This is a genomic window from Micromonospora sp. NPDC047670, from assembly GCF_043204915.1.
In the GTDB taxonomy this organism is placed as follows: Bacteria; Actinomycetota; Actinomycetes; order Mycobacteriales; family Micromonosporaceae; genus Micromonospora.
Window position 1 is genome coordinate 376750 of sequence record NZ_JBIDDA010000003.1, and the last position, 17284, is coordinate 394033.

The 17284-nt window shown below is 75.7% G+C and carries 16 protein-coding genes and 1 riboswitch; of the genes, 6 read left to right on the forward strand and 10 right to left on the reverse strand.

Annotated elements, in window-relative coordinates; genetic code table 11:
• Positions 1-147 precede the first annotated feature (147 nt).
• From ACGF7U_RS09705 to ACGF7U_RS09735, 7 genes are all read right to left on the reverse strand, one after another.
• Positions 148-927 carry a hypothetical protein gene (locus tag ACGF7U_RS09705; protein WP_393104812.1) on the reverse strand — a complete coding sequence of 260 codons (780 nt, stop codon included), beginning with the start codon at positions 925-927 and terminating at the stop codon, positions 148-150.
• A gap of 26 nt (positions 928-953) precedes the next feature.
• Positions 954-1826 (reverse strand): PspA/IM30 family protein, encoded by an 873-nt coding sequence (locus tag ACGF7U_RS09710; RefSeq protein ID WP_393104814.1) that lies wholly within the window; start codon positions 1824-1826, stop codon positions 954-956.
• A 204-nt stretch (positions 1827-2030) separates the two neighbouring features.
• Complete coding sequence (locus ACGF7U_RS09715; RefSeq protein WP_393104816.1) at positions 2031-2465, reverse strand: helix-turn-helix domain-containing protein; 435 nt, start codon at positions 2463-2465, stop codon at positions 2031-2033.
• A gap of 143 nt (positions 2466-2608) precedes the next feature.
• A complete protein-coding gene (locus ACGF7U_RS09720) occupies positions 2609-3166 on the reverse strand; it encodes a CinA family protein (protein WP_393104818.1) in 558 nt (185 codons plus the stop codon).
• Between the two features lie 115 nt (positions 3167-3281).
• Positions 3282-3875, reverse strand: a complete 594-nt coding sequence (gene pgsA / locus ACGF7U_RS09725; RefSeq protein WP_393104820.1) for a CDP-diacylglycerol--glycerol-3-phosphate 3-phosphatidyltransferase — start codon at positions 3873-3875, stop codon at positions 3282-3284.
• A 77-nt stretch (positions 3876-3952) separates the two neighbouring features.
• Positions 3953-5449 carry a 30S ribosomal protein S12 methylthiotransferase RimO gene (gene rimO, locus ACGF7U_RS09730; RefSeq protein WP_393104822.1) on the reverse strand — a complete coding sequence of 499 codons (1497 nt, stop codon included), beginning with the start codon at positions 5447-5449 and terminating at the stop codon, positions 3953-3955.
• A gap of 133 nt (positions 5450-5582) precedes the next feature.
• Positions 5583-6506: an ornithine cyclodeaminase family protein gene (locus tag ACGF7U_RS09735; RefSeq protein ID WP_393104824.1), complete on the reverse strand. Its 924-nt coding sequence runs from the start codon at positions 6504-6506 to the stop codon at positions 5583-5585.
• An 89-nt stretch (positions 6507-6595) separates the two neighbouring features.
• Positions 6596-6661: riboswitch (guanidine-III (ykkC-III) riboswitch) on the forward strand.
• Between the two features lie 60 nt (positions 6662-6721).
• On the opposite strand from ACGF7U_RS09735, the gene ACGF7U_RS09740 reads away from it, so the two are divergent.
• Both ACGF7U_RS09740 and ACGF7U_RS09745 read left to right on the forward strand, forming a co-directional pair.
• Positions 6722-7036, forward strand: coding sequence for a DMT family transporter (locus ACGF7U_RS09740; RefSeq protein ID WP_393104826.1), 315 nt, complete (start codon positions 6722-6724; stop codon positions 7034-7036).
• 125 nt (positions 7037-7161) lie between these two features.
• Complete coding sequence (locus ACGF7U_RS09745) at positions 7162-7407, forward strand: hypothetical protein (protein WP_393104828.1); 246 nt, start codon at positions 7162-7164, stop codon at positions 7405-7407.
• 123 nt (positions 7408-7530) lie between these two features.
• Here ACGF7U_RS09745 and ACGF7U_RS09750 read toward each other — a convergent pair whose 3' ends face one another.
• The gene (locus ACGF7U_RS09750) at positions 7531-9987 is read right to left on the reverse strand and encodes a DNA translocase FtsK (RefSeq protein ID WP_393104830.1); all 2457 of its coding nucleotides are present in this window, start codon (positions 9985-9987) and stop codon (positions 7531-7533) included.
• A gap of 113 nt (positions 9988-10100) precedes the next feature.
• Here ACGF7U_RS09750 and ACGF7U_RS09755 point away from each other — a divergent pair, with 113 nt between their 5' ends.
• The 4 genes from ACGF7U_RS09755 to ACGF7U_RS09770 all read left to right on the forward strand — a co-directional run bounded on the left by ACGF7U_RS09755 (position 10101) and on the right by ACGF7U_RS09770 (position 14397).
• Entirely contained in the window at positions 10101-10580 is a 480-nt protein-coding gene (locus tag ACGF7U_RS09755; RefSeq protein WP_393104832.1) for a YbjN domain-containing protein, read from the forward strand.
• Positions 10577-12235 carry a YbjN domain-containing protein gene (locus ACGF7U_RS09760; protein WP_393104834.1) on the forward strand — a complete coding sequence of 553 codons (1659 nt, stop codon included), beginning with the start codon at positions 10577-10579 and terminating at the stop codon, positions 12233-12235. Before ACGF7U_RS09755 ends, ACGF7U_RS09760 begins: the two co-directional genes overlap by 4 nt.
• Before the next feature lie 79 nt (positions 12236-12314).
• Positions 12315-13148 carry an isocitrate lyase/phosphoenolpyruvate mutase family protein gene (locus ACGF7U_RS09765; protein ID WP_393104836.1) on the forward strand — a complete coding sequence of 278 codons (834 nt, stop codon included), beginning with the start codon at positions 12315-12317 and terminating at the stop codon, positions 13146-13148.
• Between the two features lie 220 nt (positions 13149-13368).
• Positions 13369-14397 carry an LPXTG cell wall anchor domain-containing protein gene (locus ACGF7U_RS09770; protein ID WP_393104838.1) on the forward strand — a complete coding sequence of 343 codons (1029 nt, stop codon included), beginning with the start codon at positions 13369-13371 and terminating at the stop codon, positions 14395-14397.
• 205 nt (positions 14398-14602) lie between these two features.
• Here the strand turns inward: ACGF7U_RS09770 and ACGF7U_RS09775 are convergent, their stop codons facing one another.
• The gene (locus tag ACGF7U_RS09775) at positions 14603-16291 is read right to left on the reverse strand and encodes a ribonuclease J (protein WP_393104840.1); all 1689 of its coding nucleotides are present in this window, start codon (positions 16289-16291) and stop codon (positions 14603-14605) included.
• 52 nt (positions 16292-16343) lie between these two features.
• Positions 16344-17270: a 4-hydroxy-tetrahydrodipicolinate synthase gene (gene dapA, locus ACGF7U_RS09780; protein WP_393104842.1), complete on the reverse strand. Its 927-nt coding sequence runs from the start codon at positions 17268-17270 to the stop codon at positions 16344-16346.
• Positions 17271-17284 lie beyond the last annotated feature (14 nt).

The following is a 17284-nucleotide window of genomic DNA, read 5'->3' on the forward strand; positions in this document are numbered from 1 at the left end:
CGGCGGCGCCGTGACCACGGCACCCCGGCGGCCGCGGCGCGTCGTCGGGACGCGGGCGCGGTGCGGGGCGCCGGTAGCGGTGGGGCCTCGGGCGCGGTGCGGAATTCGGGCAAGGTGCGGAATTCGGGCGCGGTCGAGCGGGCTTGGTCAGGGGGTGCGCAGCGGCGCGTTGACGCCGCGCAGCTCGGCCAGCGCCCCGGCCACCCCGTGCAGCAGGTCGGTGGCCTCGGTCAGGCGGGAGGCGGCCGGGTGGTCGGCGTCGGGGCGCGCGTCCTCCGCGACGTAGCCGGCGGCGGCCACCACCAGCCGCTCGTACGCGGCGACGCCCTGCTCCAGCTGCCCGGTCAGCGCCCGGTGCGCCTCGGCCAGCGGCGGCCGGGCGTCGGGCGGGGCGAGCCGCAGCGCGCGTTCGACGCTCGCCACCCGGCCGGCGAGGTCCCGCAGCGACCGGTCGGCCTCGGCCGCCTCCAGCACGGCGGGCTCGGCCAGCCCGGTCAGCCGGCCGGACATCCCGGCGAGGGTGAGGGCGGCCCGGTCCAGCCGGGCCCACGGCTCGGCGGCGCTGGTGCCGCGCAGCGCCACCCGGGAGCGCACCCGGCGCACCTCGGCCAGCACGCCGGGGCCGGCGGGGAGCCGCTCCACGGCGGCGACCAGCCGGGCGCGGGAGCGCGCGGCGGCCTCGGTGGGGTCGAGCGCCGGCGGCGCCGGCCGGGCGGCCAGGGCGCGCAGGTCGACCCAGCGCCAGGCGGCGAGCACCAGCGCGCCACCCGCTCCGGCCGCCCAGGCCGCGTCGGGTAGTCCGAGCCCGGCGTACGGGGTCAGCACGGCGGCGGCGCCGCCGAGGCCACCGGCCGTGACGCTCCACCGGCGGGCGGACCGCCGCAGCCGTCCCAGCCGCCGGAAGTACCGCGTGCGCTCGTCTGCCACCTCTGCTGCCTCCTCGACCTGACCGCTCAGCCGGCGGCGGTGGTGTCCCCGGTGCCGCGTTCCCGGCCCATGCTGGCCCGGATCTCGTCCAGCCGCGCGGCAGCGGCCGGGTCGGCGGCCGGCGCGGCGGGCTCCGTACGCGCGACGGCCGGACGTTCCTGCTTGCCGCCGAGCTGCTCGCCGGCCATGCTCGACCGGATCTGCTCCAGCCGGGCGGAACCGGCCGAGTCGAGGGTCGCCTTCTGGATCTCCAGCATCCGGCCCTCGACGGAGTTGCCGGCCAGCTCGGCGCGGCCCATCGCGGTGGCGTAGCGCTGCTCGATCCGGTCGCGCACCTCGTCGAGCGAGGGGGTGTTGGCGGGGGCGGTCAGCGCGGACATCGACTCCAGCGAGCGGGCCACGCTCTCCTGCATCTTGGCCTGCTCGAGCTGGCTGAGCAGCTTGGTGCGCTCGGCGAGCTTCTGCTGGAGGATCATGGAGTTGTTCTCGACCGCCCGGCGGGCCTGGGCCGCGGCGCCCAGCGCCTGGTCGTGCAGGGTCTTCAGGTCCTCGGTGGCCTGCTCGGCGGAGACCAGCTGGGTGGCCAGGGTCTGCGCGGACTGCTCGTAGCGGTTGGCCTCGGCCTCGTCGCCCTTCGCGCGCGCCTGGTCGGCGAGGACCAGGGCCTGGCGGGCGTTGGCCTGGAGCCGCTCGACCTCCGACATCTGGCGGGACAGCTTCATCTCCAGCTGACGCTGGTTGCCGATCACGGCGGCGGCCTGCTGGACGAGCGCCTGGTGCTGGCGCTGCGCCTCCTCGATGGCCTGCTGGATCTGCACCTTGGGATCGGCGTGCTCGTCGATCCTGGCGCCGAACAGCGCCATCAGGTACTTCCAACCCTTGACGAACGGGTTCGCCATCTGCGCGGTATCCCCTCAGTAGCGTCGCTCCGCCTGGACCGGACCGGGCGGGACCGGCCGGCTGTGGCGCGGCAGTGACTCCATCGTCCCAGCCGGACGCCACCGGGGCATCCGTACCGGCCAGCGGAGCGAGCGCCGACGCCGTCCGAGATCAACCCTACGCGGCGGTCGCCACAGCGACCACGGACGCGAGCGAGCGGCGGGTCAGGCGGCGCAGACCACGTCGCGGTCGCCCCCGCGGACCCGGGAGGTGCGCAGGGTGGCCTTCAGCGGCGAGTCCTGGCGGACCTGGACGGCGACCTTGCCGTCCGCGCTGACCTGGTGGACGCTCCGGCCGGCGGCCTTGCGCACACCGGCGGCGTCGACCGGCTCGTCGTGCACCGGCACGAGCACGCCCGGCATCTGCTCGGCGAGCGCGACCGTGTCGCTGACCTCGCGCAGCAGCTCGGACAGGCGCGCGCCGAGCGCGTCGCAGATCGCCGCCAGCAGCTCGCTGGACGGCTCCTTCTGGCCGCGTTCGATCTCGGAGAGGTAGCCGAGGCTGACGTTGGCGGCGGAGGAGACCTCGCGCAGGGTGCGGTGCTGCCCCTGCCGGCGCGCCCGCAGTGCGTCACCGATAACCCGGCGTAGCAGGACCATTCGCACCTCCCCTGAGGGACACCACTGTTCCGCACGGCCGGCCGACACGTCGCGCCGGCTCCGACCGTCGGAGCCTTCCCGCAACCGTACCCGTTGCCGGCCCCGCCGACATCCCACCCCGTCTCCCGGATTGCGGTGTCGGGTCACCGCCGCCCGGCACCGGCGGCGTCGGCCCGCCCGCCGTCGACCGCGCCGGAGTCCGCGCCGTGGATCCGCTCGGCGAGCAGCCGCAGCGCCTCGACGACCGCGGCGGAGCGGATGTGGTCACGCCCGCCGTCGAGGTCGAACCGGCGGACGTCGGTACCGTCGGGTCCGGCCACCGCCACGTAGACCAGCCCGACCGGCTTGCCGTCCTGCGGCTCCGGGCCGGCCACCCCGGTCGTGGCCAGGCCCCAGTCGGCCCCGCAGCGCCGCCGCCCGCCCTCGGCGAGGGCCACCGCCACGTCCGGGTCGACCGGCCCCCGGTCGGCCAGCAGGTCGTCCGGCACACCGGCGAGCTGCGACTTCAGCTCGGTGGCGTAGACCACCAGCCCACCCCGGAAGATCCCGCTCACCCCGGCGATCTCCACGATCGAGGCGGCCAGCAGCCCGCCGGTCAGGGACTCGACCGTGGCGAGGGTCTCGTGCCGCTCGGCCAGGCTGTGCACCACGCCCGCCGCCGGGCTTCCCACCGGCCGCGCGCCGTCCGCGTCGCTCTCCATGCCCCAGATCCTTTCCCCGCACCGCAGGCCCTACTCGTCCTCCCCGACCCGAGGTGGTCACGCGGGTGGGGGCACTGGGATCTCCGGAACGCCGTCGGGTGTGGCCGAGGGCGGGTCAGGCGGCCGGACGGCGCAGGCGGAGCGCCTGGGCGACGTAGTCGAAGCCGGTGACCACCGTGACCCCGACGGCCGCGGCCATGATCCACGGGCCGACCGCGGCGAGGGCGTCCGGCATCGGCCACAGGTACCAGGCGATCGCGAGGATCTGGAGCGCAGTCTTGATCTTGCCGCCCCGGCTGGCGGCGATCACCCCGTGCCGGATCACCCAGAAGCGCAGCGCGGTGATGCCCAGCTCGCGGGCGAGGATCACCGCCGTCACCCACCAGGGCAGCCGGTCGTACCAGGACAGCAGCAGCAGCGCGGCGCCGGTGAGCGCCTTGTCGGCGATCGGGTCGGCGACCTTGCCGACCGAGGTGACCAGGGCGAACCGGCGGGCGATCCAGCCGTCGACCAGGTCGGTCGCCGAGGCGACGGCGAAGATCAGGCAGGCGACCATCTGCCAGCCGGCGTGGTGCATCCCCGAGACGACCACGGACACCGCGAAGACCGGTACCAGCACCAACCGCAGCGCGGTGAGCGCGTTGGCCGCGTTCAGCACGGGCACCCGGGCCACCACCGGCGCCGGCGTCGGGTCCGCCGCACCGGTCACCGCCGAGCCCCGCTCCGGCCGCCGCGGCGCACCTGGCACCCCACCACGTGGCTCCCCCGCTCCGTCCGGGCCCGCCGTCACCGTGCCGCGCCGGGCGCAGCCGAGATCATCTCATCCGGGACCGCGACGAGGTCCACCCCTTCGGTGCCCGTCACCGTCGCCCGCACCAGGTCGCCCGGGCGCAGCGCGGCCAGGTCCACCCCGCCGCCGACCGGTGCCACCAGGGTGGTCGAGCCGTCGACCTCGGGGGCCTGGTGGGCCGCCCGCCCCTCGACCACGCCCTCGGAGACGGAATCGACCAGCACCTCGACGGTGGAGCCGAGCCGCTCCTCGGCCCGCTGCGAGCAGAGCTCGTCGGCGAGCGCGCTGAGCTTGTCGTAGCGGCGCTTGACGGTGGCGGCGGAGACCTTGCCGGGCAGCCCGGCGGCCTCCGTGCCGTCCTCGTCGCTGTAGTCGAACACGCCGATCGCGTCGAGCCTCGCCTCGGTCAGGAAACGGACCAGCTCCTGGTAGTCGGCGCGGGTCTCGCCCGGGAAGCCGACGATGAAGTTGCTCCGCGCGCCGGCCTCGGGCGCCAGCGCCCGGGCGCCGGCCAGCAGCTCCAGGAAGCGGTCGGTGGAGCCGAAACGACGCATCCGCCGCAGCACGGGCTCGCTGGAGTGCTGGAACGACAGGTCGAAGTAGGGCGCCACGCCGGGCGTGGTGGCGATCGCCTCGACCAGGCCGGGCCGGGTCTCGGCCGGCTGGAGGTAGCTCGCCCGCACCCGGACGATGCCGTCGATCGCGGCGAGCTGCGGCAGCAGCTTCTCCAGCGCCCGGGGGTCGCCCAGGTCCTTGCCGTAGGAGGTCGAGTTCTCGCTGACCAGCACCAGCTCGCGGACGCCGGTCTTGGCCAGCCACTCCGCCTCGGCGAGCAGCTCGTCCGGGGTACGCGAGACGAAGGCGCCGCGGAACGCGGGGATGGCGCAGAACGCGCAGCGGCGGTCGCAGCCGCTGGCCAGCTTCAGGGAGGCGACCGGGCCGGTGTCGAGCCGACGGCGCAGCACCTGGCGCAGGTGCGCCGGGGTGTGCTCGTCGGTCTCGGTGACGCCCCGCGCCGGGGTGCCGTGGCCGGGCAGCGACACCGCGCTGTCCCGGCGGGAGACCGGGGTCAGCGGGAGCAGCTCGCGGCGGTCCCGGGGGGTGTGCGCGCCGATCCGCTCGCCGGCGACGACGGCGTCCAGCCGGGCGGCGATGTCCGGGTAGTCGTCGAAGCTGAGCACCGCCTGCGCCTCGGGGAGGCTGTCGGCCAGCTCGCGGCCGTACCGCTCGGCCATGCAGCCGGCGGCGACCACCTTCGCGCCGGTGTCGGCGGCGGCCAGCAGGGTCTGGATCGAGTCCTGCTTCGCCTTCTCGACGAAGCCGCAGGTGTTCACGACCACCACGTCGGCGCCCTCGCCGTCGGTGGTGACCTGCCAGCCGTCGGCGTGCAGCCGGGCGGCCAGCTCCTCCGAGTCGACCTCGTTGCGGGCGCAGCCCAGCGTCAGCAGGGCGACGCGGCGGCCGTCGGCGGTAGGGGAGGTGGCAGACACCATCCGAGGGTACCGGGCCGTCCGCGACCCCCACGCACGCCCGCCCGGCGCGCAGGGGCGCCCGGCCGCCGGATGCCGGTGGCGGAGGGGCCCCGACCGACGACCCGTCGCCGGCGGGTGACGGACGCCACGCCGGTCAGACGGTCGCGGCGGCGACCCGGACGAGGCGGTCGAGCAGGAAGACCTCGGTGCCGGCCAGGCCGGTCGAGCAGAAGAGCGAGACCTGGTCCGCGCCGGTCCGGCCCGGCGTCGCGCCGGCCAGCACCGCGCCCAGGTCGCGCAGCCGCCCGGCGTACGACGGCAGGGCCGCGAGCATCGGCGGGTCGTACGCGGCGGCCTGGGCCGGCGAGTCGGTGACCAGCAGGTCCGCCGCGTCCAGCAGGTCCGGGCCGAACTCGTGCCGGTCGACCTGCTTGAAGCCGACCGCGTTGACGTGGGTGCCGGGGGCGAGGTCGGCGGCGTCGAGCACCGGGGTGACGCTGGTGGTGGCGAGCACCACGACGTCGCGGCCGGCCACGGCGGCCCGCGCCGAGTCCACCGCCCGCGCCGGCACGTTCAGCTCGGCGCGGACCCGGGCGGCGAACGCCTCCCGCCGGGCGGCCGAGCGGCTGTGCACGGTCACCTCGCGCAGCGGGCGGACCGCGGCGGCGGCCCAGACCTGGGTCCACGCCTGCCGGCCCGAGCCGATCACGCCCAGGGTGGCGGCGTCCGGGCGGGCCAGGGCGGCCACGGCGGCCCCGCCGAGCCCGCCGGTGCGCCGGGAGCCCAGCTCCTCCCCCACGGCCACCGCCCGCACCGCCCCGGTACGCCCGTCGTGCAGCACCACCACCTGCTCGCTCTGCGGGTGCCCGAAGGTGTCGTACGAGCGGAAGCCGTACCACTCGCCGGTGAGGTGCCCGGCGGTGAGCACCATCCGGCCCCCGTCCAGCGGCGCGGCGGCCCGGGGCGGGGCCACCAGGCGGCCGGCGTGCGCGGCGAGCAGGGCGTCCCGCATCGCCGCCACCGCGGTGGGGGCGTCCAGCGCGGCGGTGACCTCGGCATCGGAGAAGAGCAGCGGCATACACCCATACTGCAAGCTGAAGTTAAGTTGAGGTCAACGGAGGGTGGCCCGCTTCACCCCGCGCGCCGCCCGCCGGTGCTACCGTCGGTCCCGGCGGCCCGAGGGCCGTCCCGGACGAGTCGAGGGCGTACCCGGTCAGGCAAAGACGCCCCGAGGTGAACGACCAACTCGTCCCGGCCCCGGCGGTCCGGGCGCTGACCCAGAGGTGATCTGCCATGGCCTGGATCGTGCTGGTGGTCTCCGGACTCCTGGAGACGGCGTGGGCGATCGCCCTCGACCGCAGCGCCGGCTTCAGCCGGCCCGTCCCGTCGGTGGTCTTCGCGGTGACCCTGGTGCTCAGCATGGTCGGGCTGGCGTACGCGCTGCGCGAGATCCCGGTCGGCACCGGCTACGCCGTCTGGGTCGGCATCGGCGCGGTCGGCACCGCCCTGGTCGGGATGCTCGCGCTGGACGAGCCGGCCAACCTGCCCCGGATCGCCTGCCTGCTGCTGGTGGTCGCCGGCGTCGTCGGCCTGAAGGTCTTCCACTGAGCACCCCTCCGCCCTCCGCATCGGACGGGTGACCGCGTGGACGCTCGGGCGCCGAGGCGTGACGAACGGCCACAGTGGGTAGAGGTCGGCCTGGCAACGCAGGCTCTCACCCACCGGAGGCAGACATGGCCGACATGCACACCACCGCCCGCCCGCGCAGCGGCGCCGCCCGCATCTGCACCATCCTGGGCTTCGTCTTCGCGGTCATCGCGATCCTGTTCCTGCCGCCGCTGTTCGGCCTCGCCGGCCTGATTTTGGGGATCGTCGGAGCCGTGCTCGGCGACAAGCCGCTCGGCTGGTACGCCGCCGTCGCCAGCGTGGCCGGGGCGATCATCGGCATGATCATCGGCGCTGCCCTCTACAACTCCTGACCGCCGCTCCCCCACGCTGACGGGCCCGCCGGAATCCGGCGGGCCCGTCAGCGTCGCCCGGGGCGCGACGCGGCCGGCGGGGTCGCCACCCGGAGCCCCTCGCCCGGCGGCGGCGGGGCGACCTCACTCGTCGTCGCCGCGCAGGCCCGCCAGGACCTCCTCCAGCTCGTCCGGCTTGACCAGCACGTCGCGCGCCTTGGAGCCCTCCGACGGGCCGACCACGCCCCGGGTCTCCATCAGGTCCATCAGCCGCCCCGCCTTCGCGAAGCCGACCCGCAGCTTGCGCTGGAGCATCGAGGTCGAGCCGAACTGCGAGGTGACCACCAGCTCGACCGCCTGCACCAGCAGGTCGAGGTCGTCGCCGATGTCCTCGTCGATCTTCTTCTTGCCGCTGTCCGGCGGGGCGAGCACGTCCGGGCGGAACTCCGGCTCGCGCTGGTCCTTGCAGAACTTCACCACGTCGGCGATCTCGCGCTCGGTCACCCAGGCGCCCTGGATCCGGATCGGCTTCGAGGCGCCCATCGGCAGGAAGAGGCCGTCGCCGCGGCCGAGCAGCTTCTCCGCGCCCGGCTGGTCGAGGATGACCCGGGAGTCGGCCAGCGAGGAGGTGGCGAACGCCAGCCGGGACGGCACGTTCGCCTTGATCAAACCGGTGACCACGTCGACCGAGGGGCGCTGGGTGGCCAGCACCAGGTGGATGCCGGCCGCGCGGGCGAGCTGGGTGATCCGGACGACCGAGTCCTCCACGTCGCGCGGGGCGACCATCATCAGGTCGGCCAGCTCGTCCACGATCACCAGCAGGTACGGGTACGGGCGCATCTCCCGCTCGCTGCCCGGCGGGGCCTTGATCTCGCCGTTGCGCACCTTGCGGTTGAAGTCGTCGATGTGCCGCACCCCGTTGGCCGCGAGGTCGTCGTACCGCATGTCCATCTCGCGGACGACCCACTCCAGCGAGTCGGCCGCCTTCTTCGCGTTGGTCACGATCGGCGTGACCAGGTGCGGGATGCCCTCGTAGCCCGTCATCTCGACCCGCTTCGGGTCGATCAGCAGCAGCCGCACCTCGTCCGGGGTGGCCCGGGTGAGGATGGACACCAGCAGCGAGTTCAGGCAGGACGACTTGCCCGCGCCGGTGGCGCCGGCGATGAGGATGTGCGGCATCTTGGCGAGGTTGGCCACCACGTAGCCGCCCTCGATGTCCTTGCCGAGCGCCACCACCATCGGGTGGTGGTCGCTGGTGGCGGCGCGCGAGCGCAGCACGTCGCCGAGCGCCACGTTCTCCGGGTCGGTGTTCGGGATCTCCACGCCGACCGCGCTCTTGCCCGGGATGGGGCTGAGGATCCGCACGTCCGGGGACTTCACCGCGTACGCGATGTTGCGGGAGAGCTGGGTGATGCGCTCGACCTTGACGCCCGGTCCCAGCTCCACCTCGTAGCGGGTGACCGTCGGCCCCCGGGTGAAGCCGGTGACGGCGGCGTCCACGTCGAACTGCTCGAAGACGCCGGTCAGCGCGGCGATGACCTCGTCGTTGGCCTTGCTCCGGGTCTTCGGCGCCGCGCCGCCGCTGAGCATGTTCGCCGGCGGCAGCGTGTAGTCGCCGGCCAGCCCGGTCAGCGCGAGCTGCTCGGCCCGCGTCGGGGCCGGCGAGTGCTCCGGCGGGTCGACGGGCCGGCGGCTGGCCGGCACCTTGCCGGGCGGCTTGCGGGGCAGCACGAGAGTCTCCTGGAGGTCCACCCCGTCCAGGTCGTCGTCGAACTCCCCCGGGTCGAGCGGCGGCGGCGCCGCCCGCTTCGCCGGGCGCTTGCGGGCGGGCTTGGCGGGCGCCTCGTCCGTCTCCTCGGCTGCCGGCGGGGCGACGAGGGTGCCGGCCAGCAGGCCGAGCCGCTCCGGGACCTTGTTGATCGGCGTCGCGGTGACCACCAGCAGGCCGAAGACCAGCAGCAGGATCAGCAGCGGCACGGCCACCCAGGCGGTGACCGCCCGTTCCAGCAGGCTGCCCACGCCCGCGCCGACCAGGCCGCCCGCGAAGTCGCGCTGGACCGCGTCGACCGGGGCCTGTCCGATGTGCAGCATCGCGGCCGTGGCGACCAGCATCGAGCCCCAGCCGACGAGCCCCCGGCCGCGGTGCTCCGGGTCGGCGGGCTCCCGCATGAGCCGCCAGGCCCCGATCATCAGCAGCACCGGCACCACGATGGCGATCGCGCCGAGGAAGAGCCGGACGGTGTCGGCGAGCTGCTCGCCGACCGGGCCGGCACCGGAGAACCAGATGGCCACGGCGCTGAGCAGGGCGAGGCCGAAGACCAGCAGCCCCGCGCCGTCGCGGCGGTGCTCCGGGTCGAGCCCGCGGGCCGAGGCGGCCTGCCGGCCGGCGGCGCGGAAGGCCCAGCCGACGCCGTGCGCCAACCCCATCCACAGTGCGCCGACCGCGCGCCCGACGAGGAGCCCCGGCCCCGGCCGCGCCGCGGGTCGCCGCCGGGGGGTCGCCCGGGCGGTCTTCTTCGCCGGTTGACGGGCACGGCTGTTCGTGGTGCCACGCGGCGACGCGCCGCGCCGCCGGCTCGCCTGAGAGGTACGGCCCGCCATAGCATCAACTTAACGGCGCGACCCGGCAGATCGCCGCTTTTCCGGGTCGTGTCCGCGCGTCGCAGCGCGGACCCCGCCGCCTCACGTGATATCTGCCTCAGAAGGGATGCCCCATGGCGTCGCCGGGAATCGAGGACGGTCCGGACGGCCCCCTGGCCGGACACCCGGGGGCGCTGCGACCGCTGACCGGCGAACTGATCGCCGCCGTGCTGCACAGCCGGGGGTACGCGGTCCAGGTCGACGCGGACGGTGACCTGGTCGGCCGTTGGGCCGACAGCCTGATCTGGTTCCTGCGGCCGGGCGCCGCCGGCGAGCTGCTCCAGGTGCGCACCCTCGCCGCGCCGACGTTCCCCATCGAGTACGTCCCGGCGCTGCACGCCTTCTGCAACGCCTGGAACCACGACCGGCTCTGGCCGAAGGCGTTCGTGCACGTGGAGGACGACGGACGGGCCCGGGTCTGCGGCGAGGTCATCACCGACCTGGAGCGCGGCGTGACCCCGCACCAGCTCGACCAGCTGCTCGACTGCGGCATCGCCACCGGCTGCCAGCTCGCCACCGAGGTCGCCCGGCTGCCCGGCGGGGTCGTGGCGTGACGGGCCGGGGCGGGGAACCGGCCGGCCGCGGGCCGGACCCGTTCGGGCTGTCCGCCCGGTGGGGCGGGCGGCGGCGCGGGGGCGGCCACCGCGATCCGGCGCTGGCCGAGGCGCTCGCCGACGCCCGCGACGCGCCCGACGGCGAGGCCAGGAGCGCGGAACTGGAACGGATCGCCGCCCACGCCGACGCCACCGGCGACGACCGGTCGGCCGTCCAGGCCCGGTTCGCGCTGATCGAGGCGTACCTGCTGCACGGGGAGCGGTGGCGGCTGGTCGAGCCGGTGCGCCGCTGCCTCGCCGCCGTCGACCGCCGCCCCGACCTGCTGCCCGACGCGGACGCCGAGCTGCTGCCGCGCTACCAGCGCCACGCCGTGGAGGCCCTGCTCGGCAGCCCCCGGGTCGGGCTGGACCAGGCCCGCGCCATGCTCGACGACCTCGCCGCCCGGGCCGGGTCGGGTCCGGACGTGGCGGTGCTCGCCGAGCTGCGCTGCCGGATCGCCGACCATCTCGGCGACGAGCCCGCCGCGCGGGAGTGGTTCGCCCGGTGGTCGACGGCCGGGGCGGGACCGGCCGGCGGCTGCCCGGGCTGCGCGCCGGCCCGGCGGGCGGAGCTGCTCGCCGGGTGGGGCGACGACCGGGCCGCGCTGGACGCGCTGGAGGACGCGCCGGACGACGCGGGAGGCTGCACCGAGCAGCCCGAACGCACGCTGGCCGCCGGGCTGCTGCCCTGGTTGCGGGCCGGGCAGCCGGAGCGGGCGGCCGAGGCGCACGTGCGGGCGTACCGGCGGCACCGGCGGGAACAGGCCGCCTTCCCGTACCTCGCCGCGCACCTGCGGTGGTGTGCGCTGGGCGGGCACCCCGCGCGAGGGCTGGACATCCTCGCCGAGCAGCTGCCCCGGCTGGACCGGCCGCACGACGAGCTGTCCGCGATGGAGTTCGCCGCCGCCGGCGCCCTGGTCTGCGCGCTCGCCGTCGAGGCGGGGCTGGGCGGGCGGACGGTGCACCGGCCCGGATCCGGGGCACGGCCGGCCGCCGACCTCGACGTGGCCGCGCTCGGCACCGTCCTGCTCGGGCTGGCCAACGGGCTGGCCGGCAGCTTCGACGCCCGCAACGGCACCGGCCACCAGTCCGGGCGGATCGCGTCCTGGCTCGCCGAACGGCCGCTCGCCGCACCGGTGCCGCTGCCACCCGACGACGACCCGGGTGACGACCCGGGCGATCCGCCCGACGACGGCGCACCGGCCGACGGGGAGCCGCGCCCGCTGACCCTGGAGATGATCACCGCCGCCCTCGACCGGCGCGGGGACCGCTACGCCGTGGACGCCGGCGGCACCGTGGTCGGCCGGTGGGGCGAGGCGCTGATCCAGTTCCGCCGGGCCGGCGAGCGGGGCGAGATCCTCCGGGCGCGCTCGGTGGCGAGCCGCCGGCTGCCGGCCGACCGGCTCGCCGAGGCGTACGCGTTCTGCAACGCCTGGAACCACGACCGGCTGCTGCCCAAGGCGTACGTGCACGACCTCGGGGGCGAGCTGGTGCTGGCCGGCGACGTCAGCACCGACCTGGCGCACGGGGTGGCCCCGGCCCAGCTCACGGTCCTGCTCGACGCGGCCGTCGACACCGGCGTCGCGTACGCCGACGCGGTGGCCGCGCTGCCCTGACCGTGAGCATGGCGGCGGCCCGCCGATGGGGTCCGAAACCCGCCAGACGATCTCCTTCCGCCCTGGTGGACTGGTGCCCATGACGACGACGCACCAACAGCACGCCGCCCAGCTCCTGCACTCCCTGCACCGCGCCGGATCCCCGCTCGTCCTGCCCAACGCCTGGGACGCGGCCAGCGCCCGGATCGTGGCCGACTGCGGCGCGGCGGCGGTCGCCACCACCAGCGCCGGCGTCTCGTGGAGCCTGGGCGCCCCGGACGGCGACGAACTGGACCGGGAGCGCGCCCTGGCGGTGATCGCCCGCGTCGCCGCGGCCGTCACCGTCCCGGTCACCGCCGACATCGAGAGCGGGTACGCGGCCGACCCGGCCGGGGTCGCCAGCACCGTGACCGGGGTGCTTGCCGCCGGCGCGGTCGGCGTGAACATCGAGGACGCCCCGCCGGCGGGGACGGACCCGCTGCGCCCGGTCGACGAGCAGTGCGCCCGGATCCGGGCCGCCCGGGAGGCCGCCGACGCGGCGGGGGTGCGGCTCTTCGTCAACGCCCGCACCGACGTGTTCCTGCGGGCGGTGGGCGACCCGGCGGACCGGCTGGCGGAGACGCTGCGCCGCGCGGCGGCGTACCGGGCGGCGGGCGCGGACGGGATCTTCGTGCCGGGGGTGGCGGACGCCGAGACCATCGGGGCGCTGGTCGCCGGGATCGACGGCCCGGTCAACGTGCTCACCGGGCCGGGTGGGCTCCCCGTCGCCACGCTGGCCGGGCTGGGGGTGGCCCGGGTCAGCCTCGGCTCGGCGCTCGCCGAGGCCGCGTACGGGCTGGTCCGCCGGGCCGCCACGGAGGCGCTGCGCTCCGGGTCGTACGACTCGCTGGCCGACGCGATGGGCTACGGCGAGCTGAACGCGCTGCTGACCTGAGCCGGCCCGGCCCCGCGTCTCCGCCGCCGCCCGCCGGGACCGGCAGTGCCCGGCCGGCGGCGCGTTCGCGGGGCCGCGCCGCCGGGCCGGGCCCCGCGCCCCACGATCGCGCCGCCAGGTGCGAGGGCGGGCCGCGCTGTCCGGCATTCGACACCGCGCAACCCGGCTCCCCGGTCAGGTGTGGTCTCTGCGTCACCCGCACCTATCCCGGGAGTAGCCGATGATCACCCACCCGCTGCGCACCGGCGCCGCCGTCGCCGTCGCCCTGCTGGCCCTGCCCGCCCTCGCCCCGCCCGCGTCGGCGCACGCCCCCGCGCCGAGCCCGACCGCCACGCCGGCCGCCGGGACACCGACCGTCATCGCCCGGGCGGACCACGTGTTCCTCAAGGGCGACCCGTGGCACCCGTCGGGGTCCATGGAGGTCGCTGTCACCAACATGGGCACGGCGGCGGCGAGGGGGTCCTTCGTGCTGCGCCTGCCGGCCGGGGTCGGCGTCACCTCGGGCGGGGACTGCCGCGCCGACGCCGCGGCGGCCCGCACGTGGGTCTGCGGCGGGACGGAGCTGCCGGCCGGCGGCCGACGGACGTACCGGCTGCGGCTCACGGCGACGGCCGCCGAGCCGGTCTTCGGTGTGCAGGTGTGGGGATCGGTGGCCGGCCGGGACGCCGCCGGTGTCACCGACCGGCCCACCGACTTCCGGATCAACTGGCCGGACCGCACGACCCTGCGGCTGCGGGCCACCGCCACGCCGATCGTCGACGGGAAGGTGACGCTCACGGCCCGGGTGACCAACACCGGCGCCTTCTCGATCGGCGGCTACGCGCTGAACGTGGTCACCCCCGACGGCGTGCGGGTCACCGCGCCCGCCTGCTCGGACAGCGGCCGGATGGCCGGCGTGGGCTGCGAGATCCCGCGCCCCGACGTGCTCGGGGAGGACGCCACGGACACCGTGCGGGTGCGACTGTCGGTGAGCGGCGACGCGCCGACCGTCCGGCTGTACCTCGCCCCCACCAACCGCTACACCAACGAGGACACCTCGATCACCCTGCGGCTCGCGGCGGACGGCGGCGCCACCGCTTCCCCGTCGGCCGACCCGTCCCGTACGGCCACGCCGACGACGTCCGCCACCGGCGGGACCGAGCTGCCCCGCACCGGGCCGGCCGGCGCCGCGTACGCCTTGGCCGGCGCGGCCCTGCTGGCCCTCGGGGCCGGTCTGCTGCTGCTCCGCCGCCGCCTCGTCGGGGGCTGATCGGGCGGCCTGGGCCGGTCGCCGACGTGCACGGGGATGTCGGCGACCGGCCCGTCGCGGCCCGACGGGCTAGGCCGTCGGCGGTCACCGGGTCAGGTCGTTCGCGGCGAGGATCTCGTCGCGCGGCTGGAAGGACGCGCCCGGCCCCGGACGCGGCGACGCCCGCCGGCACCCGAGGGTGCGGGCGGGCGTCGCGGTGGCGCCGTCAGACCTCGACGACGGTGGGCACGATCATGGGCCGGCGCCGGTACGCGTCGTTCACCCACCGCCCCACGGTGCGCCGGACGATCTGCTGGAGCTGGTGCGGGTCGGTGATGCCGTCGGAGGCGGCCCGGTTCAGGGCCTCGGTGACCAGCGGGATCACCGGGCTGAACGCCTCCGGGTCCTCCGAGAAGCCCTTCGCCGAGAGGGTCGGACCGCCCACCACCTTGCCGGTCACGGAGTCGACGACCACCGTGGTGGCGATGAAGCCGCCGTCGCCGAGGATCCGCCGCTCGGTGAGCAGCGACTCGCTGACGTCGCCGACGGCCAGGCCGTCGACGTAGACGTAGCGGCTCTTCACGTGCCCGACGAGGCTGGCCCGGCCCTCGACGAGGTCGACGACGTCGCCGTCCTCGCAGAGCACCACCCGGTCCGGGGCGACACCGGACTCGATGCCGAGGCGGGCGTGCGCGCGCAGGTGTCGCCACTCGCCGTGCACCGGCATCAGGTTGCTCGGGCGGACCACGTTGAGCAGGTAGAGCAGCTCGCCGGCGGGGGCGTGACCGGAGACGTGCACCTTGGCGACGTCCTTGTGCACGACCACCGCGCCGGCCCGGGCCAACCTGTTGATCACCCGGTAGACCGAGGTCTCGTTGCCCGGCACCAGCGACGAGGCGAGCACCACCGTGTCGCCGGGGGCGATGGTGATGTGCCGGTGGTCGCCGCTGGCCATCCGGCCGAGGGCGCTCATCGGCTCGCCCTGGGAGCCGGTGGACATCAGCACGATCTGCTCGGGCGGCATCGTGGTCGCCTCTTCCAGCCCGACGACCAGCCCCGCCGGGATGTTGAGCAGCCCGAGGTCGCGGGCGATACCCATGTTGCGGACCATCGACCGGCCGATCAGGGCGACCTTGCGGCCGTGCTCGGCGGCGGAGTCGAAGACCTGCTGCACCCGATGCACGTGCGAGGCGAACGAGGCGACGATGATCCGGCCGCGCGCCTTCGCGAAGATCGAGTCGAGCACCGGCCCGATCTCCCGCTCGGGGGTGACGAAGCCGGGGATCTCCGCGTTGGTGGAGTCCGAGAGCAGCAGGTCCACGCCCTCGGCGCCGAGCCGGGCGAAGCCGGCCAGGTCGGTTATCCGGCCGTCCAGCGGGAGCTGGTCCATCTTGAAGTCGCCGGTGTGCAGCACCAGGCCGGCCGGGGTGCGGATGGCCACCGCGAGCGCGTCGGGGATCGAGTGGTTGACCGCGAAGAACTCGCACTCGAACGGGCCGAGCCGCTCCCGGCCGCCCTCCCGCACCGTCAGCGTGTACGGCTGGATCCGCCGCTCGGCGAGCTTCGCCTCGACCAGGGCCAGGGTGAACTGCGAGCCCACCAGCGGAATGTCGGGTTTGTGGGCGAGCAGGTAGGGCACCGCGCCGATGTGGTCCTCGTGGCCGTGGGTGAGCACGATGGCCTGCACGTCGTCGAGCCGGTCCAGGATCGGGCCGAAGTCGGGCAGGATCAGGTCGACGCCGGGCTGCTCCACGTCCGGGAACAGCACCCCGCAGTCGACGACGAGCAGCTTGCCGTCGTACTCGAAGACGGTCATGTTCCGACCGATGGCGCCGAGCCCGCCGAGCGGGATGATCCGCAGCCCACCCTCCGGCAGCGGCGGGGGCAGTTCCGCCTCGATGTGCGCCTCGGTCACGCGTCCACCTCATTCTGCGGCGCCGTCACCCGGCGCCCGTCGTATCGTTCGGTCATTCGGGAAGTTCCAGGCCCGCCGCCGCGCAGTCGGCGCGGAGCTGGGCGATCTCGTCGTCGGTCGCGTCGACCAGCGGCGGGCGCACCGGCCCGGCCGGCATCCCGGCCGCCGCCAGGCCCGCCTTCACCAGGATCACGCCCTGGGTACGGAAGATGCCGGTGAACAGCGGCAGCAGCCGCCGGTGCAGGTCCAACGCGGTGGTGTTGTCGCCCGCGTCGTGCGCCTCGATCATCCGCTTGGTGAGCGCGCCGGTGAAGTGGGTCGAGGTGCCGACCACGCCGACGGCGCCCACGGCAAGCGCGGGCAGGGTGAGCGAGTCCTCGCCGCTGTAGAAGGCGAGGTTCGTCCGGCTGGTGACCCAGCTGGTGGCGGTCAGGTCGCCCTTGGCGTCCTTCACGGCGACGAAACGGCCGTGCTCGGCCAGCCGCACCATCGTCTCCGTGTCGATCGGCACGCCGGAGCGGTGCGGGATGTCGTAGAGCATCACCGGCAGGCCGGTGGCGTCCGCGACGGCGGTGAAGTGGCGCAGTAGGCCGCTCTGCGGCGGCTTGTTGTAGTAGGGGGTGACCACGAGCAGGCCGTGCGCGCCGGCCTTCTCCGCGGCGGCGGCCAGCTCGATGGTGTGCCGGGTGTCGTTGGTGCCGACCCCGGCCACGACCTTGGCGCGGTCGCCGACCGCCTCCACCACGGCCCGGATCAGGTGCTCCTTCTCCGCGTCGGTGGTGGTCGGCGACTCGCCGGTGGTGCCGTTGACCACCAGCGCGTCGTTGCCCTGCTCGTCGACCAGGTGACTGGCGAGGCGCGCGGCGCCGTCGAGGTCGAGCGAGCCGTCGGCGGTGAACGGGGTCACCATGGCCGTGAGCACTCGCCCGAAGGGGCGGGACACCGTCCGGGCGGGGGTGTCAGGGTGGTCGTGCGTCATGCCACCAACCTAGC

Excerpts from the sequence above, each read along its gene's own strand:
- ACGF7U_RS09750 (WP_393104830.1), bottom strand. The coding sequence starts at position 9,987 with ATGGCGGGCCGTACCTCTCAGGCGAGCCGGCGGCGCGGCGCGTCGCCG.
- ACGF7U_RS09740 (WP_393104826.1), top strand. The coding sequence starts at position 6,722 with ATGGCCTGGATCGTGCTGGTGGTCTCCGGACTCCTGGAGACGGCGTGG.
- ACGF7U_RS09735 (WP_393104824.1), bottom strand. The coding sequence starts at position 6,506 with ATGCCGCTGCTCTTCTCCGATGCCGAGGTCACCGCCGCGCTGGACGCC.
- ACGF7U_RS09770 (WP_393104838.1), top strand. The coding sequence starts at position 13,369 with ATGATCACCCACCCGCTGCGCACCGGCGCCGCCGTCGCCGTCGCCCTG.
- ACGF7U_RS09710 (WP_393104814.1), bottom strand. The coding sequence starts at position 1,826 with ATGGCGAACCCGTTCGTCAAGGGTTGGAAGTACCTGATGGCGCTGTTC.
- dapA (WP_393104842.1), bottom strand. The coding sequence starts at position 17,270 with ATGACGCACGACCACCCTGACACCCCCGCCCGGACGGTGTCCCGCCCC.
- rimO (WP_393104822.1), bottom strand. The coding sequence starts at position 5,449 with ATGGTGTCTGCCACCTCCCCTACCGCCGACGGCCGCCGCGTCGCCCTG.
- ACGF7U_RS09745 (WP_393104828.1), top strand. The coding sequence starts at position 7,162 with ATGGCCGACATGCACACCACCGCCCGCCCGCGCAGCGGCGCCGCCCGC.
- ACGF7U_RS09765 (WP_393104836.1), top strand. The coding sequence starts at position 12,315 with ATGACGACGACGCACCAACAGCACGCCGCCCAGCTCCTGCACTCCCTG.
- ACGF7U_RS09720 (WP_393104818.1), bottom strand. The coding sequence starts at position 3,166 with ATGGAGAGCGACGCGGACGGCGCGCGGCCGGTGGGAAGCCCGGCGGCG.
- ACGF7U_RS09715 (WP_393104816.1), bottom strand. The coding sequence starts at position 2,465 with ATGGTCCTGCTACGCCGGGTTATCGGTGACGCACTGCGGGCGCGCCGG.
- ACGF7U_RS09755 (WP_393104832.1), top strand. The coding sequence starts at position 10,101 with ATGGCGTCGCCGGGAATCGAGGACGGTCCGGACGGCCCCCTGGCCGGA.